21 protein-coding genes are annotated in these 21193 nt (G+C 57.1%); 10 read left to right on the top strand and 11 right to left on the bottom strand.

The window, feature by feature from the left end:
• Positions 1-76: 76 nt before the first annotated feature.
• Together rhaA and rhaB are read right to left on the bottom strand one after the other, a co-directional pair.
• The gene (gene rhaA, locus ACK5JN_RS15240) at positions 77-1336 is read right to left on the bottom strand and encodes an L-rhamnose isomerase (RefSeq protein WP_416870946.1); all 1260 of its coding nucleotides are present in this window, start codon (positions 1334-1336) and stop codon (positions 77-79) included.
• The gene (gene rhaB, locus ACK5JN_RS15235; protein ID WP_416870945.1) at positions 1333-2802 is read right to left on the bottom strand and encodes a rhamnulokinase; all 1470 of its coding nucleotides are present in this window, start codon (positions 2800-2802) and stop codon (positions 1333-1335) included. Before rhaB ends, rhaA begins: the two co-directional genes overlap by 4 nt.
• A gap of 303 nt (positions 2803-3105) precedes the next feature.
• Here rhaB and rhaS point away from each other — a divergent pair, with 303 nt between their 5' ends.
• Together rhaS and rhaR are read left to right on the top strand one after the other, a co-directional pair.
• On the top strand, positions 3106-3942 hold the full coding sequence (rhaS, locus tag ACK5JN_RS15230) for an HTH-type transcriptional activator RhaS (protein WP_416870944.1): 837 nt from the start codon (positions 3106-3108) through the stop codon (positions 3940-3942).
• A 72-nt stretch (positions 3943-4014) separates the two neighbouring features.
• Entirely contained in the window at positions 4015-4863 is an 849-nt protein-coding gene (rhaR, locus tag ACK5JN_RS15225) for an HTH-type transcriptional activator RhaR (RefSeq protein WP_416870943.1), read from the top strand.
• A 53-nt stretch (positions 4864-4916) separates the two neighbouring features.
• Here the strand turns inward: rhaR and ACK5JN_RS15220 are convergent, their stop codons facing one another.
• Genes ACK5JN_RS15220 through ACK5JN_RS15210 form a run of 3 tightly spaced genes read right to left on the bottom strand, consistent with a single transcriptional unit; the run spans position 4917 to position 7705 of the window.
• Positions 4917-6224, bottom strand: a complete 1308-nt coding sequence (locus tag ACK5JN_RS15220) for a TRAP transporter large permease (RefSeq protein ID WP_416870942.1) — start codon at positions 6222-6224, stop codon at positions 4917-4919.
• Position 6225: 1 nt separating this feature from the next.
• A complete protein-coding gene (locus ACK5JN_RS15215; RefSeq protein WP_416870941.1) occupies positions 6226-6708 on the bottom strand; it encodes a TRAP transporter small permease in 483 nt (160 codons plus the stop codon).
• A 16-nt stretch (positions 6709-6724) separates the two neighbouring features.
• The gene (locus ACK5JN_RS15210) at positions 6725-7705 is read right to left on the bottom strand and encodes a TRAP transporter substrate-binding protein (protein ID WP_416870940.1); all 981 of its coding nucleotides are present in this window, start codon (positions 7703-7705) and stop codon (positions 6725-6727) included.
• A gap of 318 nt (positions 7706-8023) precedes the next feature.
• Here ACK5JN_RS15210 and sodA point away from each other — a divergent pair, with 318 nt between their 5' ends.
• A complete protein-coding gene (gene sodA / locus ACK5JN_RS15205) occupies positions 8024-8644 on the top strand; it encodes a superoxide dismutase [Mn] (RefSeq protein WP_052284210.1) in 621 nt (206 codons plus the stop codon).
• A 6-nt stretch (positions 8645-8650) separates the two neighbouring features.
• Positions 8651-9388 (top strand): 6-hydroxyaminopurine reductase, encoded by a 738-nt coding sequence (gene yiiM / locus ACK5JN_RS15200; RefSeq protein ID WP_416870939.1) that lies wholly within the window; start codon positions 8651-8653, stop codon positions 9386-9388.
• Between the two features lie 133 nt (positions 9389-9521).
• Here the strand turns inward: yiiM and cpxA are convergent, their stop codons facing one another.
• Together cpxA and cpxR are read right to left on the bottom strand one after the other, a co-directional pair.
• A complete protein-coding gene (gene cpxA / locus ACK5JN_RS15195; protein ID WP_416870938.1) occupies positions 9522-10895 on the bottom strand; it encodes an envelope stress sensor histidine kinase CpxA in 1374 nt (457 codons plus the stop codon).
• On the bottom strand, positions 10892-11590 hold the full coding sequence (gene cpxR / locus ACK5JN_RS15190) for an envelope stress response regulator transcription factor CpxR (RefSeq protein ID WP_416870937.1): 699 nt from the start codon (positions 11588-11590) through the stop codon (positions 10892-10894). Before cpxR ends, cpxA begins: the two co-directional genes overlap by 4 nt.
• Before the next feature lie 149 nt (positions 11591-11739).
• Here cpxR and cpxP point away from each other — a divergent pair, with 149 nt between their 5' ends.
• From cpxP to ACK5JN_RS15160, 6 genes are all read left to right on the top strand, one after another.
• Complete coding sequence (gene cpxP / locus ACK5JN_RS15185) at positions 11740-12240, top strand: cell-envelope stress modulator CpxP (protein WP_416870936.1); 501 nt, start codon at positions 11740-11742, stop codon at positions 12238-12240.
• Positions 12241-12378: 138 nt separating this feature from the next.
• Complete coding sequence (fieF, locus tag ACK5JN_RS15180; protein ID WP_416870935.1) at positions 12379-13272, top strand: CDF family cation-efflux transporter FieF; 894 nt, start codon at positions 12379-12381, stop codon at positions 13270-13272.
• 198 nt (positions 13273-13470) lie between these two features.
• Positions 13471-14433 (top strand): 6-phosphofructokinase, encoded by a 963-nt coding sequence (gene pfkA / locus ACK5JN_RS15175; protein WP_416870934.1) that lies wholly within the window; start codon positions 13471-13473, stop codon positions 14431-14433.
• A gap of 67 nt (positions 14434-14500) precedes the next feature.
• On the top strand, positions 14501-15358 hold the full coding sequence (locus ACK5JN_RS15170) for an AraC family transcriptional regulator (RefSeq protein WP_416870933.1): 858 nt from the start codon (positions 14501-14503) through the stop codon (positions 15356-15358).
• Positions 15359-15480: 122 nt separating this feature from the next.
• Positions 15481-16659, top strand: coding sequence for an MFS transporter (locus tag ACK5JN_RS15165; RefSeq protein ID WP_416870932.1), 1179 nt, complete (start codon positions 15481-15483; stop codon positions 16657-16659).
• Positions 16652-17641 (top strand): alpha/beta hydrolase, encoded by a 990-nt coding sequence (locus ACK5JN_RS15160; protein ID WP_416870931.1) that lies wholly within the window; start codon positions 16652-16654, stop codon positions 17639-17641. Before ACK5JN_RS15165 ends, ACK5JN_RS15160 begins: the two co-directional genes overlap by 8 nt.
• 46 nt (positions 17642-17687) lie before the next feature.
• Here the strand turns inward: ACK5JN_RS15160 and rraA are convergent, their stop codons facing one another.
• From rraA to hslV, 4 genes are all read right to left on the bottom strand, one after another.
• Positions 17688-18173 carry a ribonuclease E activity regulator RraA gene (rraA, locus tag ACK5JN_RS15155; RefSeq protein WP_035892355.1) on the bottom strand — a complete coding sequence of 162 codons (486 nt, stop codon included), beginning with the start codon at positions 18171-18173 and terminating at the stop codon, positions 17688-17690.
• A 92-nt stretch (positions 18174-18265) separates the two neighbouring features.
• Positions 18266-19192, bottom strand: a complete 927-nt coding sequence (menA, locus tag ACK5JN_RS15150; RefSeq protein WP_416870930.1) for a 1,4-dihydroxy-2-naphthoate polyprenyltransferase — start codon at positions 19190-19192, stop codon at positions 18266-18268.
• A gap of 69 nt (positions 19193-19261) precedes the next feature.
• Positions 19262-20596: an HslU--HslV peptidase ATPase subunit gene (gene hslU / locus ACK5JN_RS15145; protein ID WP_065357286.1), complete on the bottom strand. Its 1335-nt coding sequence runs from the start codon at positions 20594-20596 to the stop codon at positions 19262-19264.
• Between the two features lie 9 nt (positions 20597-20605).
• On the bottom strand, positions 20606-21136 hold the full coding sequence (gene hslV, locus ACK5JN_RS15140; protein ID WP_064540381.1) for an ATP-dependent protease subunit HslV: 531 nt from the start codon (positions 21134-21136) through the stop codon (positions 20606-20608).
• Between the last annotated feature and the right edge of the window lie 57 nt (positions 21137-21193).

Below are 21193 nucleotides of genomic sequence, written 5' to 3'. Positions count from 1 at the left end.
TGGTGAGGTGTTTCCCCTCACCCTAGCCCTCTCCCCGGAGGGGAGAGGGGACTGTTCGGTGCCGGATGAGGGTCAATCACCCGCGCTTGCTCAGAATCTCTTTCTCATAGCTGCGTACGTTTTCCAGCCACTGGCTACCCGCCGGGGTGTCGTTACGCTGGCAGTACATTTCCCATACCGCCTGCCACGGCAGACACTTCTGCTCTTCCAGCAGCGCCAGACGCGCGGTGTAGTCGCCTTCGGCTTCCAGCTTGCGCAGCTCGGCGGTTGGCTCCAGCAGCGCGCGCAGCAGCGCTTTCTTCATGTTGCGGGTGCCAATAACCCATGCCGCAATGCGGTTGATGGAGGCATCGAAGAAGTCGAGGCCGATATGCACGCGGTCGAACAGATCGTGGCGAATGATTTCGCTGGCGATGGCCTGAGTTTCGTCATCCAGCAGCACCACGTGGTCGCTATCCCAACGAACCGGGCGGCTCACGTGCAGCAGCAGGCGCGGCACGTACAGCATGGCGGCGGAAATTTTGTCGGAGATCACTTCGGTCGGATGGAAGTGACCGGCATCCAGACACAGCGCGGTCTGACGGCTGGTGGCGTAGCCCATGTAGAATTCGTTGGAGCCCACGGTGTAGCTTTCGGCGCCAATACCGAACAGCTTGCTCTCCACGGCGTCAATATGGTGCGCCGGGTCCAGTTTTTCGCTGATCACTTCATCCAGCGCGGTGGCCAGACGCTGGCGCGGCGCCAGACGGTCAACGGTGACGTCTTTCATGCCGTCCGGGATCCAGATGTTCATCACCGACGGCGTGCCCAGCTGTTCGCCGAAGTAGGCGGAAACGCGGCGGCTGGCCTTGCAGTGGTCAATCCAGAACTGGCGGATTTTCGGGTTGGCGTGAGACAGGGTAAAACCGTCGGCGCTCAGCGGGTGCGAGAAGCAGGACGGGTTAAAATCGAGACCCAGCTGGTGTTTCTTCGCCCACTCAACCCAGTTTTTGAAGTGCTCAGGTTTGATTTCATCGCGCGCGACCGGGGTATCAGACTCCAGATAGATAGCGTGCAGGTTCAGGCGCTTCGGCCCTGGGATCAGGCTCAGCGCCTGCTCAAGGTCGGCACGTAGCTCGGTCGCATTACGCGCCTTGCCCGGATAGTTACCGGTTGCCTGGATCCCACCCGTTAAGTTGCCTTCCGGGTTTTCAAAACCCGCGACGTCATCGCCCTGCCAGCAGTGCATAGAAACAGGTAAACGGTCCAGCTGGCGCAGGGCTTCTTCGACGTCGATGCCGACGGCGGCGTAGCGCTGTTTCGCGAGTTCCCAGGCCTGGTCAAGTTGAGTGGTCATGCGCAAAGCTCCTTTGTCTGTCGTTGTTGCTGAAACTGCGCAACGTAGCGGGCAATTTCATGGTCAGGATTAGGGGTGAAGGTAGTCAGACCGTAGTTATGGGTCACCACCTTGCGGAAATCATCGACGTTGGTGAGTTCATCCAGCGTCATTAATTGGATGCCGATATTGCCGAGGGTTGAGGCCTCAATCGGGCCCGCCACCACGGTGATGCCGCAGGCGTCGGCGCACAGCTGATTCAGCAGCTGGTTCTGGCAGCCACCACCCACAATGTGCAGCTGGCTGAATGGTTTGCCGCGCACCTGTGCCAGCTCGTTAAGCACGTCGGCATACAGCAGCGCCAGGCTGTCGAAGATGCAGCGTGCCAGCTCGGCGACGGTAGACGGCACCGGCTGCGCGGCCTCGCGGCAGGCGGCCTGAATTTCAGCGCTCATGTTATGCGGGTTGATAAAGCGATCGTCGTTCGGGTTGATCAGCCAGCGGCAGGCGGGCAGCTGGCCGGTTTCGGCGATAAGCGCCGGCAGGTCGCTGACGTTCTGCTCTTTCAGCACCCGTTGCAGCAGCCACAGGCCCATAATGTTTTTCAGCACCCGGTAGCGGCCTTCCGCGCCGCCTTCATTGGTGATGTTGGCGCGCTGCGCCAGCTCGCTGGTGTAGGGGGTTTTGCTCTCAAAGCCCATCAGCGACCAGGTGCCGGAAGAGAGATAGGCGGCGTCGGCGCTGGCCAACGGTGAGGCGATCACCGCGCTGGCAGTGTCGTGGCTGGCGACTGCCACCACCGGAATCTGATTGCCCTGCGGGCAGATCCAGTGGCCGATAACGTTGCCCGGATGCGTCGGTGTACCGAACCAGGCGGCGGGCGCGCCGGTCCAGTTCAGCAGGTCTTCATCCCAGTTGTCGCTGTCGATATTCACCAGTTGCGTGGTGGTGGCGTTGGTGTACTCCCAGTTCATCTTGCCGGTCAGGCGATAGCTGAAATAGTCGGGGATCAGCAGCGCGTGGGCGGCCTGGGCGACCAGTTCCGGCTGCTGTTCAACCAGCGCGCGCAGCTGATACAGCGTATTGAACGGCAGGAACTGAATGCCGCTACGACGGTAAATCGTCTCTTTGCCCAGCTGCTCCATCGCCATCGCCATCACGCCGTCGGTGCGGCTGTCGCGGTAGGCGACCGGCAGGCCAACGCGCTGGCCGTTCTTATCCAGCAGCACGTAGTCAACGCCCCAGGTGTCGATACCGATGCTATCGATGCAGATCCCTTCGTCGCACACCTTGTTGAGACCGGTGCGGATTTCCGCTTCCAGGCTGTCGATATCCCAGGTATCAAACCCCTGCTGCTGATGCAGGCTGTTGGTGAAACGGTGGATTTCGCGCAGTGAAAGCGAACGCGGCTCGGCGTCGTAGCGCGCCAGCATTACGCGTCCGCTGGAGGCGCCTAAATCGACGGCCACACAATGGCGAAAAGTCATGGCAAAAGTCCTTCTTAGAGTCATTACCGCTCAGTCTAAAAAAAGGACACCGCCGCTACCTTCTCGTTACTGACAGGCGCGATTGGGCACTGGCAAGAAAGCAAAGATGAACGTGAGAGAGTTCACATATTCCCGCGATAATGCAGGTGGATGGGGGTGTGATACTGACCGCATTTCCCGATCTTTCCGGCTGTTTCTTGAAAAAACGACCGGGTTTGCGCGCTTTGCTGTCAAAACGTCAAGGTGATATGTCTCAGCGGATATTACTATTCTGATAACATTTCTCATCTGGCGGGAGTCGTTATGACCGTATTACACAGCGTGGATTTCTTCTCTTCCGGTAAGTTGCCCGTTGCGATCGAACCCCGACTTCCTCAGGCGGCATTTCCTGAGCATCATCATGATTTTAATGAGATTGTTATCGTTGAGCACGGTACGGGCATTCATGTGTTCAATGGTCAGCCGCATACCATTTGCGGCGGCACGGTCTGCTTCGTGCGCGACTTCGATCGCCATCTGTATGAACATACCGATAATCTATGCCTGACCAATGTGTTATATCGTGCACCGGATGCTTTCCAGTTCTTGTCAGGTCTTAACAAACTGCTGCCGCAGGAGCAGGACGGTCACTATCCTTCTCACTGGCGCGTTAACCAGAACACGCTCCAGCAGGTGCGGGCGATTGTTGGCCAGATGGAAGAAGCCAATGACAGCACCGATATGATGTCGCTGGCCAACCGCGAAATTCTGTTTATGCAGCTGCTGGTGCTGCTGCGTAAAAGCAGCCAGGAGCAGGGCGCGGTGGACAACGACGCGCGGTTAAACCAACTGATGGCGTGGCTGGAAGACCACTTCGCGGAGGACGTGTGCTGGGAAGGGCTGGCCGATCGGTTCTCGCTGTCGCTGCGCACCCTGCATCGCCAGCTGAAGCACTGCACCGGGCTGACGCCGCAGCGCTATCTGAACCGCCTGCGCCTGATTAAAGCGCGCCATCTGCTGCGTCACAGCGATGAAAGCGTCACCGATATCGCCTATCACTGTGGTTTTGGCGACAGTAACCACTTCTCCACGCTGTTCCGCCGCGAGTTTAACTGGTCGCCGCGCGATATCCGCCAGGGGCGGGATACGATGCTTCAGTAACGCGAAGGGAGTCACCGTTTTTTACCGGAAAACGGCTAATAATAGTGAGTTGTTAGTCGTTGAGGTATCAGCGTGTCAGGCCAGTTAATCCTTCGAAAAGCCGATTTTTTCGCCAGCCCGGCGCAGGCCGTCGCGGTGGCGGATCGCTATCCGCAGAACGTTTTCGCTGAACATACGCACGAATTCTGCGAGCTGGTGATGGTCTGGCGCGGCAATGGCCTGCATATCCTCAATGACCGTCCCTACCGCATTACCCGCGGCGATCTCTTCTACATCCGCGCCGAAGATAAGCATTCTTACGCGTCGGTTAACGATCTGGTTTTGCAGAATATTATCTACTGTCCCGAGCGGCTGAAGCTCAATCTCGACTGGGTGAACCACATCCCTGGACTGCACGGCTCGCCCTGGGTGCCGCACTGGCGCATTGGCAGCACCGGCATGACGCAGGCGCGGCAGATTATGACTCAGCTGGAGCACGAGAGCCGCAAGGACGACGCTTTGGCCAATCAGATGTCAGAGCTGCTGTTTGCCCAGCTGGTGGTCTGCCTGAAACGCCATCGTTACGCCACTGACAACCTGGCGGCGACGGAAAGCGAAGCCCTGCTGGACAAGCTGCTTACCGCGCTGGCGGGGAGCCTGAATCGGCCTTTCGTGCTGGATACCTTCTGTGAGCAACAGGGATGCAGCGAACGTGCGCTCCGCCAGCAGTTCCGCAGCCAGACCGGGATGACCGTCAACCACTATCTGCGCCAGCTGCGCATCTGCCATGCGCAATACCTGCTGCAGCACACCGAGCTGCTGATTGGCGAAGTGGCGATGCGGTGCGGGTTTGAGGACAGTAACTACTTTTCCGTGGTGTTCAACCGCGAGATTGGCATGACGCCGGGGCAGTGGCGGCAGCGCAGCCGGATCCCGGTATAGCCTGATAAGGGTTATCGGTTACCTTTGCAGGTAACCGATAGGTCTGGTGTGGCTTACATCACCCCAAGCAGGCGCGGCAGGAACAGCGTCAGCTCTGGTACGTAGGTGATAAACAGCAGCACGGTGATAATCGCGATATAGAACGGCATCAGCGGTTTCAGCACGTCTTCCACCTTTACTTTCCCGACGCTGGCACCGACGTACAGGCCGCTACCCACCGGCGGTGTGATGGTGCCGATGGCCAGGTTGTAGATCATGATGATGCCGAAATGCACCGGATCCACGCCCAGCTTGGTCATAATCGGCAGCAGAATCGGGGTGAAAATCAGGATCGCCGGGCCGATATCCATAAATGCGCCGATAATCAGCAGGAACAGGGTAATCACCAGCAAAATCATTGCCTTGCTTTCTGAAATCCCGAGAATCATCTCGCTCAGCGCGGTCGGAATATTGGTGATCGACATCGAGAACGACATCGCCGATGAGGTGGCCAGCAGGAACATAATGACCCCGGTCATCACCACCGTCTGGATGAACACCGACGGCATGTCCTTCAACTTCAGCGTCTTATAGCACACTAAGGTCAGGAACAGCGTGTAAACCACCGCTATCGCCGAGGCCTCAATCGCCGTAAAGATGCCCTTCACGATACCGCCGACGATAATCACAATCAGCAGCAGGCTCGGCACCGCTTCCAGCGTCACCTTCAGCGCCATCCCTTTTTGCAGGGCGAAAAACACGCGGTAGTTATTGCGTTTTGCCACCACCCAGGTCACCGCCATACAGCCGATGCCCCACAGCACGCCCGCGACCATCCCACCGGCAAACAGCGCCGCAATGGAGGTGCCGCCGCTGGCTAACGCGTACAGAATAAAGGCGGTGGTTGGTGGGATCAGCATGCCGGTTGGCGCCGAGGCGATGTTGACCGCCGCGGCGAAGTTGCGGTTGTAGCCCTCTTTCGCGCTCATGGGAACCAGCACGCCGCCGATGGAAGTTGAGGCGGCAATGGCCGAACCGGAAATTGCGCCGAACATCATGTTGCCGACGATATTGGTGTAGGAGAGCGAGCCGGGCAGGCGGCCGGTAAACAGCTTGGCGAAGTTCACCAGCCTGGCGGCGATACCGCCGCTGTTCATAATCACCCCTGACAAGACAAAGAACGGTACTGCCAGCAGGGCAAAGCTATCGAGGCTGGAGAACATCTTTTGGGCGGTGGCGAACATCGAGATATCGAACGGCAGCACCAGCATCATCGTGCTACAGGAGGCGATGACGATACAGATACCAATCGGTGCGCCCATAGCAAGCAGGACGACAAAAACGCCGATCAGCGTTAACGAAGCGGTAATCGGATCAATCATGTTATTTCTCCACGTGCTGCATGGCGCGCAGCGAATCAATGATATTCAGGATGCTGTAGATAATGATCAGCACGCCCGCAATCGGCAGCGCGTAGTACACCTGGCCCATCGGAATGCCCAGCGCCGGTGAGATTTGCAGCATTGAAATAGCGGAGATTTTCAGGCCGCCGATAATCAAAATCCACGTGGAGAAGGCCATAAAGGTGAGCTGCAGGATGATCATCCACGCGTGGCGAACCTGCGCCGAAACCTTATCGACCAGAATCGTCAGGCTGATATGCTGCTGCTTGCCCGCCACGTAGGCCATGCCGAGCATGGAGATCCACACCAGTGAGAAGCGCAGCAGCTCTTCGGTGATGGTGCTGGGCTGGCCGACGATATAGCGGCTGATCACCTGCCAGCATGAAACGGCGACCATCATTGCCAGAACCAGGCAACAGACGGCTTCCAGCAGCCGATCGAGTCCTTTTCTGATTATTTCCATTTTTTATCCTTACGTATCAATGTTTCGCAGCCTGGATTCTTTGATACAGCGTATCCAGTTGCGGTTTGCTCTTCAGATCGGCGTAAATGGGCTGCACGGCCTGCTGGAACGGCTTGATATCAATATCAAAAAACTCGACGTTGAAGTCTTTCACCGCCTGCTGTTTGGTCTTTTCGATTTCGGCGTCCCACGCGGACTTCTCAAACTCAATCGACGCTTTAATCGCGTCCTGAACGATACGCTGCTGTTCGGGGCTGAGTTTTTCCAGCGTCAGCGAACTCATCAGCAGAATGTCGGGGATACGGGTGTGCATGTCGTAGGTGTAAAAGCGTGCGACTTCACCGTGGCGGGCGATGGTGAGCGCAAATTCGTTGTTCTCCGCGCCGTCCAGAATGCCCTGCTGCAATGAGGTGTAGACTTCGGCCTGGCTCATGGCGATCGGTGAGGCGCCGAGCAGCTTCAGGGTACGGATAGCGGTGTCACTCTGCATGACGCGGATTTTTTTGCCTTTCAGATCGTCAATGCTGCGTACCGGCGCTTTACTCATATAGAAGTTGCGCGCGCCGGAATCGTACCAGCCAACGCCGACAAAGCCCTGCGCCTGGGTAGACTGATAAACCGGCGTCATTACGTCGGGGTTATCCATGACTTTGTAGTATTCGTCGCGATCGGCGAAAAGGTAGGGAAGGGAGAAGACGCCGTACATGGGGGAAAAGCTTTCCATCAGCCCGGATGACACTTTGGTGATGTCCACCACCCCAACCTGAGTCAGTTCGACCAGCTCACGCTCGCCACCCAGCTGGCCGTCCGGGAAGTACATGACTTTGATGTCGCCATGGGTTTGTTCTTCTATCCGATCGCCCAGAAAGCGCAGCGCGTCTTTCACCGGCTGGCTGTTTTCTGCATAGGCGAGGCGAAGCACCGTCTCGGCATGCGACAGCGCAGGCAGCGACAGGCAGCACAGCAAAAGCATTTTGACTGTCCGTAGTAATTTCATATAGCCCTCAACGTTTGATAGTTCCGGGGCGAAATTACCGCTTAATATGCATAAAGACCTTGTGGTTATTGCCAGGGTATGGCTTCAGATGGCAAAAAAAACGTACTTGTATCGGGCTATGTCAAACTGTGAATTTTTCAGAATTCATCAAATTAGTTAACGTAAACCCTTCAGAATTTCAGGAACATAACAATTCGTTATAACCTTATAAAAACTACGGCATTGATAATCATTTTCAATATCATTTAATTAACTATAATGAACCAACTGATTACGCGGCGTTTACAGGTTTGCCGCCCGACAATAATGGAGATGATTATGAGCTATACCCTGCCATCACTGCCTTATGCGTACGATGCCCTGGAACCGCACTTCGACAAACAGACGATGGAAATCCATCACAGCAAACACCACCAGGCTTACGTCAACAACGCTAACGCAGCGCTGGAAAGCCTGCCGGAGTTTGCTTCCCTGTCTGCGGAAGAACTGATCGCGAAACTGGATCAGCTGCCGGCTGATAAAAAAACTGTTCTGCGTAACAACGCAGGTGGCCACGCTAACCACAGCTTCTTCTGGAAAGGCCTGAAAAAGGGCACCACCCTGCAGGGCGACCTGAAAGCGGCTATCGAGCGTGACTTCGGTTCCGTAGACAACTTCAAAGCTGAATTCGAAAAAGCAGCAGCGACCCGCTTCGGCTCCGGCTGGGCGTGGCTGGTGCTGAAAGGCGACAAACTGGCCGTGGTTTCTACCGCTAACCAGGACTCCCCGCTGATGGGTGAAGCCGTTTCTGGCGCGTCTGGCTTCCCGATTGTGGGCCTTGACGTGTGGGAGCACGCTTACTACCTGAAATTCCAGAACCGCCGCCCGGACTACATCAAAGAGTTCTGGAACGTGGTGAACTGGGACGAAGCTGCCGCGCGTTTCGCCGCTAAAAAATAATTTGCATTGCACGTCTGTAGAAGCGAGTCTGATGACTCGCTTTTTTTGTATCCGCGTAAGGAGCAGCAGATGCATTATCCGGTTGACGTGTTTATTGGCAAAATCCGCGACTACGACGGCAGCCGCCCTAGCGCGATTGCTAAGGTCCAGGTAGACGGCGAGCTGGAGCTGACCGAGCGGGGACTGCTCGGCGATGAACAGGCCGAAAAGAAAATCCACGGCGGCCCCGACCGCGCGCTGTGCCACTATCCCCGCGAACATTATGCTGACTGGGTGCGCCAGTTCCCCGAGCAGGCGGCGCTGTTTTGCGCCCCGGCGTTTGGCGAGAATCTGTCGACGGACGGTATGACCGAACACAACGTGTTTATCGGCGATATCTACCGCTGGGGCGAGACGCTGATCCAGGTCACCCAGCCGCGCTCTCCGTGTTTTAAACTCAATTTTCACTTTGCCATCAGCGATATGGCCTCTGTAATGCAGAGCAGCGGCAAAACCGGCTGGCTGTATCGGGTGATTGCGCCGGGCAACGTTTTCAGCGATGCGCCGCTAGAGCTGGCGTCGCGTCTGAGCGATGTCTCGGTTCATGAAGCTGGCGTTATCGCCTGGTCGATGCCGTTTGATGATGAGCAATATCATCGGCTGCTGAGCGCCGCCGGGCTGTCGGCGAGCTGGAGCCGCACGATGCAGAAGCGGCGTCTGAGCGGCAAAATTGAAGATAACAGCAGAAGGTTGTGGGGCAAGTAGCCCGGGCGAGGGCCGCGGGTTGGCTCTGAACTCAGGCTTCGTCACCGTCCCCGGCGGCGCTTCGCTTGGCCGGGCTACACGCAGTTCTTACATTGCCAAAAAAATCGGCCTGCAGAGGCAGGCCGAGGGTGTTTTAGGTGCGCTTGTAAAGCGGTAGCCACAGCGTCAGCCGTAAGCCGCCGAGCGGGCTATCATCCGCCTTCACCCAGCCGCGGTGCTGCTGCATGGCGCTTTCGACAATCGCCAGCCCCAGCCCGGTGCCGCCAGATTCGCGGTCGCGCGCCTCGTCGGTGCGGTAGAACGGACGGAAAATCTGCTCGCGATCTTCCGGGCTAACGCCCGGGCCGTCATCGTCCACATGAACGGTCACGCCGTCTTTATCCACCGAGAAGCTCACGGCGATTTTGGTATGCGAGTAGCGCAGCGCGTTACGTACGATGTTCTCCAGCGCGCTCTCCAGCGTGTTCGGGTTACCGTACAGCGGCCATGGCCCCGGCGGGTAATCCACGCTAAACGATTTGCCCATCTGCTCGGCTTCGAACGCGGCGTTATCCAGCACCTCGCCCCACAGCTGATTGGCTTTTAGCGTTTCACTGACCAGCGCGATTTTCTGCTGATTGCGCGACATCACTAGCATGTCGTTGATCATGCTATCCAGACGCTGCGCTTCGGTTTCGATACGCTCCAGCTCCTTACTTTCACCGCTGCGGCGACGCAGCAGCGCGGTGCCCAGCTGCAGGCGCGTTAACGGCGTGCGCAGCTCGTGGGAGATATCGGAAAGCAGACGCTGCTGCGAGGTCATCATGCGCTCCAGCGCCATCACCATCTGGTTAAAGCTGGCGCCGGCGGCCAGAAACTCCTGCGGCCCGGACTCCAGCTCGGGATGCTGACGCAGGTTGCCCTGGGCCACTTCATCCGCCGCATTCTTCAACTTACGCGCCGGTTTTGCCAGGCTCCACGCCAGCCACAGCAGCAGCGGGGCGCTGACCAGCATGGTGACGATCAGCAGCAACAGCGGCCGGTCGAACAGCAGGTTGATAAAATCAGACTGTGAACTGCTGGCCGGACGGATCAGGTATAACTGATAGTTATCTTCACCGTCGCGAATCGAAAATGGCCCGACTAACTCCACGCGCCCGTATTTTTTCTTCTGCGGATGGTCGGCGTTATCCGACTGCCCGATAAAGTTACGGATAATCTGCATTTCGTTGCGTTCTGCGCCAATCACGCGGCCTTCGCTGGTCACCAGCAGCAGACGCTGGCCCGGCGGTGCCCATTTATCAATTGCGCGGAACAGCCGACGCCACCACATCAAATCGTTGGGGGGATCGTTGGCCAGCTCTTCTTCAACGTGCTGCTCAATCATGATGCCCTGACGCTGCTCGCTTTCCAGCAGTTCGGTCATCTGGCGCGAGTCGAGCTTGGGTAACATCAAAACCAGCATCAACACCAGCGCCAGGGTTAACCAGAAGATGGCGAAGATGCGGGCGGTTAAACTTCCTATCATGAAGCGGAGACCATCAGATAGCCGCGCCCACGCAGGGTTTTAAACCACGGATGACCGTCTTTGCGCTCCGGCAGCTTCCGACGCAGGTTGGAAATGTGCATATCGATCGCGCGATCGAACGGCGTTAAGCGTTTGCCCAGCACTTCCTGGCTTAAATGTTCACGCGACACCACCTGACCTAAATGCTGCGCCAGCAGATAAAGCAGGGTGAATTCAGTGCCGGTAAGCTCCAGAGTCTGGCCGTCGAAGCTGGCTTCCTGGCGACCTGGATTCAGGCTCAGGGAGTCGACTTCTACGGTTGGCGAACTGGTATCGCTACTTTGCTGCTGTTCGCTCCAGTGCGAACGGCGCAAAATAGCGCGGATACGCGCGACCAGCTCGCGATCGTTAAATGGCTTAGGTAAATAGTCATCTGCGCCCAGTTCAAGGCCCAGAACGCGATCCAGCTCGCTTCCGCGGGCGGTCAGCATAATGACGGGAGTCTGGTGTGTTTGTCGCAATTCTTTCAGCGTATCGATACCGTTCTTTTTCGGCATCATCACGTCGAGTAAAAGTAGGTCGATGCTGTCATCGAGAAGCGCCAGCGCCTGCTCGCCATCGTGGGCAACCAGGACATTAAAGCCTTCCATATCAAGCAGTTCCTTAAGTAAGGAAGTCAGCTCTCGGTCATCATCAACTAACAAAATTTTATTCATATTTTAATCCCTCCGAGGCAGAAATTACGTCATCAGAGCCAGCTAATCCATGACTTTACGTTGTTTTACACCCCCTGACGCATGTTTGCAGCCTGAATCGTAAACTGTCTCTCGTTGAATCGCGACACAAAAGTTTTTGGGAGCATGTGATGCGCAATGTTATCGCTGCCGTCATGGCCTCAACGCTGGCATTCAGTGCACTAAGCCAGGCCGATGAAGTCGTCACCAGCGTTAACTGGCACCCAGCGGAAGATACTTCGCTGCGAAGTGGCCAGGGCCATATGTTCGACGGTATTAGTTTAACCGAACATCAACGCCAGCAAATGCGCGATTTGATGCAACGGGCGCGACACGATCGCCCACCCGTTAATGTTAGCGAAGAGGAGGCAATGCATCGCCTTGTCACCGCAGAAAAATTTGATGAAGCCGCTGTACGCGCCCAGGCCGCAAAAATGGCCGAGGAGCAGGTGAACCGCCAGGTTGAGATGGCGAAAGTTCGCAACCAGATGTATCGCCTGCTGACGCCAGCGCAGCAAGCGGCTTTAAATGAGAACCACCAGCAGCGAATGGCGCAGCTGCGTGACGTTGCACGGATGCAGCAAGGTTCGAGAGTGAATCTATTTAGTAGCAATACCCGTAGCAACCAGTAACAAACCCTGTTTTTCCTTGCCATAGACACCATCCCTGTCTTCCCCCACATGATGTGGGGGTTTTTTTTGTCTTAAATTCGTCACCGCCCATCGCATAGACATTCCGCTATACTACGCAGATCTGAAGCAGGAGTGTTTATGAATCAATCTTATGGCCGACTGGTCAGCCGCGCGGCGATAGCGGCAACGGTGATGGCGTCACTGTTGCTGGTGATTAAAATTTTTGCATGGTGGTTTACCGGCTCGGTCAGTATTCTGGCGGCGCTGGTGGATTCGCTGGTGGATATTGCCGCCTCGCTGACCAATCTGCTGGTAGTGCGCTATTCGCTGCAGCCGGCGGATGAAGAACACACGTTTGGCCATGGGAAAGCGGAGTCGCTGGCGGCGCTGGCGCAGAGTATGTTTATCTCAGGCTCGGCGCTGTTCCTGTTTTTGACCGGGATCCAGCATCTGGCGCGCCCCACGCCGATGAGCCAGCCCGGCATTGGCGTGATCGTGACGGTCATCGCACTGGTGAGTACATTAATTTTGGTGACGTTTCAGCGTTGGGTGGTACGAAAAACCCAAAGCCAGGCCGTTCGGGCGGATATGCTTCATTATCAGTCTGATGTTATGGTGAACGGCGCGATTCTTATCGCGCTCGGCCTTTCCTGGTACGGCTGGCATCGCGCCGATGCGCTGTTTGCATTAGGAATTGGCATCTATATTCTATATAGCGCGTTACGTATGGGGTATGAGGCGGTTCAGTCGCTGCTGGATCGCGCGCTGCCCGATGAAGAACGTCAGGAAATTATCGACATCGTGACCGCCTGGCCGGGCGTGAGCGGTGCTCACGATCTCCGTACGCGGCAGTCAGGGCCGACCCGCTTTATTCAGATCCATCTGGAAATGGAAGATAACCTGCCGCTGGTCGAGGCGCATCGCGTAGCCGACCAGGTGGAGCAGGCGATTTTGCATCGCTTTCCGGGTTCCGACGTGATTATTCACCAGGATCCATGCTCTGTAGTCCCACAGGGCAACAGCGGTATTTGAACTTTCGCAGTGGTTGTACTAAACGTGAGCTAAACCGGCATTATTTGTATAAATAACCGCCGTTTAGCCTGACCTGAATCAATTCAGCAAGAAGCGCTTGATATACTATCTCTACATAGAGTCGTTCTCTCCCCCTTGTTGTGGGAGCGCTTCGGGCAGAAGAATTAATTTTTAGCATTCCTAAGTTCAGAGGTAGTCATGATTAAGAAAATCGGTGTGTTGACAAGTGGCGGTGATGCGCCAGGCATGAACGCCGCTATCCGCGGCGTGGTGCGCGCGGCGTTGACGGAAGGTCTGGAAGTCATGGGCGTTTATGACGGCTATCTGGGCCTGTATGAAGATCGTATGGTACCGCTAGATCGTTACAGCGTTTCCGACATGATTAACCGTGGCGGCACCTTCCTGGGCTCCGCGCGTTTCCCGGAATTCCGTGATGAAAACGTCCGCAACGTGGCTATCGAAAACCTGAAAAAGCGCGGGATTGATGCGCTGGTGGTGATCGGCGGTGACGGTTCCTACATGGGCGCAATGCGTCTGACTGAAATGGGCTTCCCGTGCATCGGCCTGCCGGGCACCATCGATAACGATATCAAAGGCACCGACTACACCATCGGTTTCTTCACCGCGCTGAGCACCGTGGTTGAAGCGATTGACCGTCTGCGTGACACCTCTTCTTCTCACCAGCGTATCTCCGTGGTGGAAGTGATGGGCCGCTACTGCGGCGACCTGACCCTGGCGGCGGCTATCGCTGGCGGCTGCGAGTTTATCGTGGTGCCGGAAATCGAATTCAAGCGTGACGACCTGGTTGCGGAAATCAAAGCGGGCATCGCAAAAGGTAAGAAACACGCCATCGTGGCAATTACCGAACATATGTGCGACGTCGACGAGCTGGCGCACTTCATCGAAGCGGAAACCGGCCGTGAAACGCGCGCAACCGTACTGGGCCACATCCAGCGCGGCGGCTCCCCGGTGCCTTACGACCGTATCCTGGCGTCCCGTATGGGCGCGTACGCCATTGAACTGCTGCAGCAGGGCTTCGGCGGCCGCTGCGTCGGTATTCAGAACGAAAAACTGGTTCACCATGACATCATCGACGCGATCGAAAACATGAAGCGTCCGTTCAAGGGTGACTGGCTGGAATGCGCTAAGCAGCTGTACTAACAGCGGCTAACGTACAAAATGGGCGCCTGATGCGCCCATTTTGCTATCTGCCGGAAAGGAATCGCTTATGCCAGGGCCCTATCGTCACGAGATTATCGCCGCGGATAACGGCACGCTCGCCCGGTTTATTTTGCACGCCGACAACGCGTCTCAGGTGGCACCGCACTGGCATAAGTCGCTGGAGCTCAGCTACACCGTCAGCGGGACGATTTCCGGGTTTACCATTAACGGCAAAACCTACGCCACCCGCGCCGGGCAGATTCTGGTGGTCAATCCCAATGAAGTGCATGCGGTGGTTTCGCAATCGCAGGGCCCCACCGAGGCGTTAACGGTGCTCTTTCCCCGCCAGCAGCTGCTGACCATCATCCCCGGGCTGGATACGCTGGCCTTCGACATCCCCGACGCCGCTGCGTTTACCCCGTTACAGCGCAAAGCCTACCGCAGGCTCCAGCATTTGCTGCATCAGGCCGCCAGCCTCACCCGGCGCGGTGAACAGGATGTGGGCCACACTTTGCTGCTCAATGCGCTGGCCTATCAGCTGCTGTACTGGCTGCTGCGCGCCTTTGCTCAGCAGCAAAATCGCTATCGCTATCAGAATATTAACCCTACCGAAAAAATGAGCCGGGTGACCGAGTGGATTGATAGCCATTACCACGAGAAGATCGCCATGGCCGAAGTCGCGCGGCGCTTTTATCTCTCCGAAACCTGGCTGGCGCACAGCTTCCGGCAGAGCGTGGGTCGCACCTTTCATGAGTATCTGGTATCGGTACGCCTCAACGCCGCCATGGCGCTGCTGTTTGATAGCAATCTGCAAATGCAGACCATCGCTGAACGCTGCGGTTTCCCGAACTTTAAATCCTTCGTCTACTACTTCAAACAGGCGCACGGCATGACGCCGCTGCAGTACCGCAAGTCGCGGCGCTGAACATCTGTGAGCCAGCTTCGAAAAGTATAATTTGACCGTTTTTCCGGCAAAAAATCGCCTGTTGCCGAAAAAGCGACCGTCCTATCCTGCAGCCTGCTGACTTCACATCGAGGCAAAGGCTTATGGGACAACAAAAACGCGCGCTGTTTAAAACATCGCTCCTGTCAATTTCGCTCATCAACATGTCAGGCCCGGCCGTCGCGGCGGCGATCCCGCTGATGCTCGGCGCTTTTCCACAGCACGCGCTGGCCGATATTGAACTGACGGTATCGGTCACCAATTTTGGTATTTTGCTGCTGGTGGTTCTCGCGCCCTTTTTTGTGCGCCTGTTTGGCGACAAGAAAACGGTGATGTCTGGGCTAATACTGGCGCTGGTGGCCGGCTGTGTACCGGTATTTAGCAGCAGCTATGACGCCATCCTGTTCTCGCGATTTATGCTCGGCTGCGGTATCGGGCTGTTTAACTCCCTCTCGTATAGCCTGATTTGCCAGTACTTTGACGGCGACGAACGCGCCACGCTGCTGGGCTACCAGAACGCCGTCTCCGCTATCGGCAGCGCATTGATGACGCTGTTGATAAGCCAGCTGATCGCCCATGGCTGGCACAGCGTGTTCCTTATCTACTTCCTGACGCTCATCCCCATCGTACTGTTTGGCCTCAATATTCCGGCCACTCGCACCGTTGCCCGCGCGACGGCGGAGCGCCGAAGCTGGCGTGTCGACTGGCGCGTGCCGGGCTACGCGCTGTACCTGTTTTACATTTTTGCTGGCTATATGATCCTGATTTTCAAGTTGGCGACGGTGGTGACCACCGTGGGCTATAGCGACGCGGCCGGCGCGAGCTTGCTGCTGACGCTCTCGACGGTGATCTCTTTCCCCGGCGGCATTCTGTTCGGCCGGGTGAGCAAAAAACTGGGCCACGCGATTCTGCCGCTGTCGCTGCTGATTATTGGCGCGGCGCTGGTGCTGCTGGCGTCCTCAACCAGCCTGGTGGCAACCGCCATTAGCGTGCTGGCGGCGGGCTTCGTCTTCGCCTTCGTGATCCCCTACTTCTTCAGCTGCGCGGCGGCGGTCAGCGCGCCGGATAGGCAGACAGTCACCTCGTCGATTTTGCTGATTGGCATTAACTTCGGCGTCTTTTTGCACCCGTGGGTCATCCGCATGATTCAGATGGCGGGCGGGCGCAGCGATATCTTTTTCCCAATAACGGCTTACGGCGTGCTGTTTATCGCCACCGCCGTGGTGCACAGCGGCTATCTGCTGGGGCTGCGGATGATGAAAGGAGCAATGACGAATGAATGATTATGTGCAGTACGCGGCGCAGGCCGGGGCGCTTGACCCACAGGCGGTGGACGAATTACAGGCAATGGCACAGGGGGCCGGCCACGAAGCGCCGGACCTGCTGGCGCTGCGGGATGCCATGGGCTGGCCCGCGCGGGATATCCATACCCGCAGGATGACCATCCGCAACCAGATTATCGACGGCCACGTTAACGTGCGTATCTATCGTTGCGACGACGATAATGCGCCGACGCCCGCGGTGCTGTTTCTGCACGGCGGCGGCTTCTTCGGCGGGTCGCTGGACAACGTGGAGTACCCTTGCCGGGCGCTGGCCGATCTCGGCGCGCTGACGGTGGTTTCCGTCGATTATGCGCTGGCCCCGGAGCGTCCCTATCCCGCGGCGCTGCTGGACTGCTACGCCGCGCTACGTTGGCTTTATCTGCATGCTGATGAGTACGGCGTGGACCCGCAGCGTATTGTGGTGGCCGGGGATTCCGCGGGCGGCAATCTTAGCCTGACCACCGCGCTGCTGGACGTTACGCTAGGCACGCATTATCTCTCTCGGGTGGTGGGCTACTATCCCGCGACGACGCTTGTCCCGGACGATGAACTCATCGACACCGCTCGCTACCCGGCGACGGCGGATAAAACGCTGATCGATGGCTATCTCAACGGGTTCTACGGTTCGATGGGGCAGGTGGCGCAGTGGTATGCGGGCAAAACGGATTGCCGTCATCCTTTGATCTCTCCGCTGTATGCCGATCCGGCGCTATTGGCGGCGCTGCCACCGATGTTGCTCTGCTGTGGTGAGTTTGACCCGCTGCGGCTACAGGTTGATGCGTTTGCCGACCAGGCGCGCCGTGCGGGCGTCGATGTGACATCCGTACGCTACTGCGGAATGGTTCATGCGTTTATGGATAAAGTGGGGGTACTGGCGCAGACGGAGACGCTGCTGAGGGATACGGTGGCGTTTATTCGCGGTGAGCCGTGGGTGCAGCGCTAAAGGCAAAAAAATCGGGGAAGCTTACGCTTCCCCGATGCTATCGAACTTATTCGATATCCAGCGCATCTTCCGACAGAATAATGCCGGTATTGTCGGCATACAGATGGTCGCCGGAGAAGAAGGTCACGCCGCCGAAATTAACGCGCACGTCGCTTTCGCCGATGCCTTCACCCGCCGCGCCGACCGGAATCGCCGCGATGGCCTGGATGCCGATATCCAGCTCTTCTAAATCATCGACCTGACGCACCGCGCCGTACACCACGATGCCTTCCCACTCGTTCTGAGTGGCCAGACGGGCGAGGTCGGCGTCGATCAGCGCGCGGCGAACGGAACCGCCGCCGTCGACCAGCAGAATGCGGCCACGGCCGTTCTGTTCGAGCAGATCGTACAGCAACCCGTTATCCTCGAAACATTTCACGGTGATGATTTGCCCACCGAACGACAGCCGCCCGCCAAAGTTAGAGAACAGGGGTTCTACTACGTTGACATCTTCCTGGTAGATGTCGCAAAGCTCGGAAGTATCGTATTTCATAGGATTAACGCTCAGTTGCTGCGAGTGATTTTAGTATATCGCGCTCTATGCATTGTTGGCAAAATCATCAATTGTTAATTGATATTTGTCAGTTAAGCCAAGGTCTTGCTGAGCACAATGCCAATAACGAACAACAGGTTAGTTAGCAGCGCGCCTTTTACCGTGCGTTCCAGCATCGGCGGCATCGCCTGCGGCGAGCGTTCGCGCATCACGTAGCGGGCCTGTTTCACCAGCAGCGGCGTGCTGAGGATAAACAGCCAGCCCCATGGGCTGTGCAGGGAAAGCAGGTTAAACAGCGCCAGACATACCAGCGTCCCCATCAGCAGGCAAACGTGATAGCGGCGGGCGTTGATCGGCCCTAAGCGCACCGCCAGCGTGTTTTTGCCGTTTTCGCGGTCGCTGTCGATATCGCGCAGGTTATTGATATTCAGCACCGCGGTGGCCAGCAGGCCGCAGGCGGTCGCGGGCAAAATAATCGCGCTGCTCAGGCTGTGCGTTTGTAAATACCAGCTTCCGATCACGCTCAGCCAGCCGAAGAAAATGAGCACCGAAATATCGCCAAGGCCGATGTAACCATACGGGCGCGTGCCGACGGTATAGGTGATGGCGGCAACAATCGCCAGCAGTCCCAGCACCAGGAAACCGATAAAGTCGCCGGCCGTCTGCGACGCGGTGAACAGGAGGGCGAGGCCGGAGACGCAAATCAGGCCGACGGTAATCATCAGCGCGCGCTTCATCTGCTGCTGGGTAATCACCCCTTTTTGCATCCCGCGCAGCGGCCCGATGCGGTCCGGCTTGTCGCTGCCTTTCACCGCATCGCCGTAGTCGTTGGCGAGGTTGGAGAGAATTTGCAGCAGGCTGGCGGTAATCAGCGACAGCACGGCGACGCCCGCGTCGAAGTGGCCCTGCCACCAGGCGAGAGCGGTGCCGACGATAATCGCCGCGCAGGCCAGAGGTAACGTTTTAGGACGCAGGCTTTCCAGCCAGGCCTGAGTGCGGCTTACAGGTGTATTTGTCATTAGTAATCAGCCAATAAAAATGGGGCTTTTCAGCCCCATCAATTAAAGATGAACATGCAGTGACCGCGATTATAGGATAAAACGGCTCAGATCTTCATCTGCGACTAATGCATCCAGATGCTTACTCACGTATTCCGCATCAATTGTGATGCTCTGGCCGTTGAGATCGCTGGCGTCGTAGGAGATATCTTCCATCAGACGTTCCAGAACGGTGTGCAGACGACGCGCACCGATGTTTTCGGTGGTTTCGTTAACCTGCCATGCCGCTTCAGCAATGCGTTTGATACCGGATTCGGTGAACTCAATATTCACGCCTTCGGTGGCCATCAGCGCTTTGTACTGTACGGTTACGGAGGCGTTCGGCTCGGTCAGGATGCGCTCGAAGTCCTGAGTGGTCAGGGCTTTCAGCTCAACGCGAATCGGCAGACGACCCTGCAGTTCCGGGATCAGATCGGATGGGCTAGCCACCTGGAACGCGCCGGAAGCGATAAACAGGATATGGTCGGTTTTCACCATGCCGTGCTTGGTGGAGACGGTGCAGCCTTCAACCAGCGGCAGCAGGTCGCGCTGTACGCCTTCACGGGACACATCCGGGCCGGAGGAGTTACCGCCGCGCTTACAGATTTTGTCGATTTCGTCGATGAACACGATGCCGTGCTGCTCAACCGCATCGATCGCGTCCTGTTTCAGCTCTTCCGGGTTGACCAGCTTCGCCGCTTCTTCTTCAATCAACAGCTTCATCGCATCTTTGATTTTCAGCTTACGCGGTTTCTGCTTCTGGCCGCCCAGGTTCTGGAACATGGACTGCAGCTGGCTGGTCATCTCTTCCATACCCGGAGGCGCCATGATTTCTACGCCCATCGGCGCAGCGGCGAGATCGATTTCAATCTCTTTATCGTCCAGCTGGCCTTCGCGCAGCTTCTTGCGGAACGCCTGGCGCGCGGCGGACGGTTCAGACTGCTGCTCAGCCTGGCCCCAGTTGTTTTTCGCCGGCGGGATCAGCACGTCGAGAATACGCTCTTCCGCCATCTCTTCCGCACGGTAGCGGTTTTTCTCGATAGACTGAACGCGCACCATTTTGATCGCCGAATCGGTCAGATCGCGGATGATGGAGTCCACTTCTTTACCCACATAGCCCACTTCGGTGAACTTGGTGGCTTCAACTTTGATGAACGGCGCGTTGGCGAGCTTGGCCAGACGACGGGCGATTTCGGTTTTACCGACGCCGGTTGGGCCGATCATCAGAATGTTTTTCGGCGTGACTTCGTGGCGCAGCTCTTCGTCGAGCTGCATACGACGCCAGCGGTTACGTAAGGCAATCGCGACGGAGCGCTTAGCCGCGTCCTGGCCGATGATGTGTTTGTCCAGTTCGCTGACAATTTCGCGTGGGGTCATTTCAGACATGGGAGATCCTTACGCCTTAGACGGTAATTCTTCAATGGTGTGGTTGTGGTTGGTATAGATGCAGATATCACCTGCAATATCCAACGCTTTCACCGCGATATCGCGTGCGTTCATGTCGGTGTTTTCCAACAGCGCACGGGCAGCGGCCTGGGCGTATGGGCCGCCAGAGCCGATGGCAATCAGGTCATTTTCTGGCTGAATAACGTCACCGTTACCGGTGATGATCAGCGAGGCGGTTTCATCGGCCACGGCCAGCAGCGCTTCCAGCTTGCGCAGCATGCGGTCGGTACGCCAGTCTTTTGCCAGCTCCACGGCGGCTTTCACCAGGTGGCCCTGGTGCATTTCCAGTTTACGTTCAAACAGTTCGAACAGCGTGAAGGCGTCCGCAGTACCGCCCGCAAAACCGGCGATCACTTTGTCGTTGTACAGACGGCGAACTTTTTTCACGTTGCCTTTCATGACGGTATTGCCCAGCGTGGCCTGACCATCCCCGGCAATGACGACGTTGCCGTTACGGCGAACACTTACTATTGTTGTCACGAGCAGACCCCTTTACCAATACGGATAGAGTGGCCCCGTACCGCGTACGGGGCAGAA

Origin of the sequence: Kluyvera sp., from assembly GCF_047971185.1 — a bacterium.
GTDB lineage: Bacteria > Pseudomonadota > Gammaproteobacteria > Enterobacterales > Enterobacteriaceae > Kluyvera.
This window is presented reverse-complemented; position numbering and strand designations above follow the sequence as displayed.

Bases quoted from the DNA above. Each gene is read 5' to 3' on its own strand.
- rhaA (WP_416870946.1), bottom strand. From the start codon at position 1,336: ATGACCACTCAACTTGACCAGGCCTGGGAACTCGCGAAACAGCGCTAC.
- rhaB (WP_416870945.1), bottom strand. From the start codon at position 2,802: ATGACTTTTCGCCATTGTGTGGCCGTCGATTTAGGCGCCTCCAGCGGA.
- rhaS (WP_416870944.1), top strand. From the start codon at position 3,106: ATGACCGTATTACACAGCGTGGATTTCTTCTCTTCCGGTAAGTTGCCC.
- ACK5JN_RS15220 (WP_416870942.1), bottom strand. From the start codon at position 6,224: ATGATTGATCCGATTACCGCTTCGTTAACGCTGATCGGCGTTTTTGTC.
- ACK5JN_RS15215 (WP_416870941.1), bottom strand. From the start codon at position 6,708: ATGGAAATAATCAGAAAAGGACTCGATCGGCTGCTGGAAGCCGTCTGT.
- ACK5JN_RS15210 (WP_416870940.1), bottom strand. From the start codon at position 7,705: ATGAAATTACTACGGACAGTCAAAATGCTTTTGCTGTGCTGCCTGTCG.
- sodA (WP_052284210.1), top strand. From the start codon at position 8,024: ATGAGCTATACCCTGCCATCACTGCCTTATGCGTACGATGCCCTGGAA.
- cpxA (WP_416870938.1), bottom strand. From the start codon at position 10,895: ATGATAGGAAGTTTAACCGCCCGCATCTTCGCCATCTTCTGGTTAACC.
- cpxR (WP_416870937.1), bottom strand. From the start codon at position 11,590: ATGAATAAAATTTTGTTAGTTGATGATGACCGAGAGCTGACTTCCTTA.
- cpxP (WP_416870936.1), top strand. From the start codon at position 11,740: ATGCGCAATGTTATCGCTGCCGTCATGGCCTCAACGCTGGCATTCAGT.
- fieF (WP_416870935.1), top strand. From the start codon at position 12,379: ATGAATCAATCTTATGGCCGACTGGTCAGCCGCGCGGCGATAGCGGCA.
- pfkA (WP_416870934.1), top strand. From the start codon at position 13,471: ATGATTAAGAAAATCGGTGTGTTGACAAGTGGCGGTGATGCGCCAGGC.
- ACK5JN_RS15170 (WP_416870933.1), top strand. From the start codon at position 14,501: ATGCCAGGGCCCTATCGTCACGAGATTATCGCCGCGGATAACGGCACG.
- ACK5JN_RS15165 (WP_416870932.1), top strand. From the start codon at position 15,481: ATGGGACAACAAAAACGCGCGCTGTTTAAAACATCGCTCCTGTCAATT.
- ACK5JN_RS15160 (WP_416870931.1), top strand. From the start codon at position 16,652: ATGAATGATTATGTGCAGTACGCGGCGCAGGCCGGGGCGCTTGACCCA.
- rraA (WP_035892355.1), bottom strand. From the start codon at position 18,173: ATGAAATACGATACTTCCGAGCTTTGCGACATCTACCAGGAAGATGTC.
- menA (WP_416870930.1), bottom strand. From the start codon at position 19,192: ATGACAAATACACCTGTAAGCCGCACTCAGGCCTGGCTGGAAAGCCTG.
- hslU (WP_065357286.1), bottom strand. From the start codon at position 20,596: ATGTCTGAAATGACCCCACGCGAAATTGTCAGCGAACTGGACAAACAC.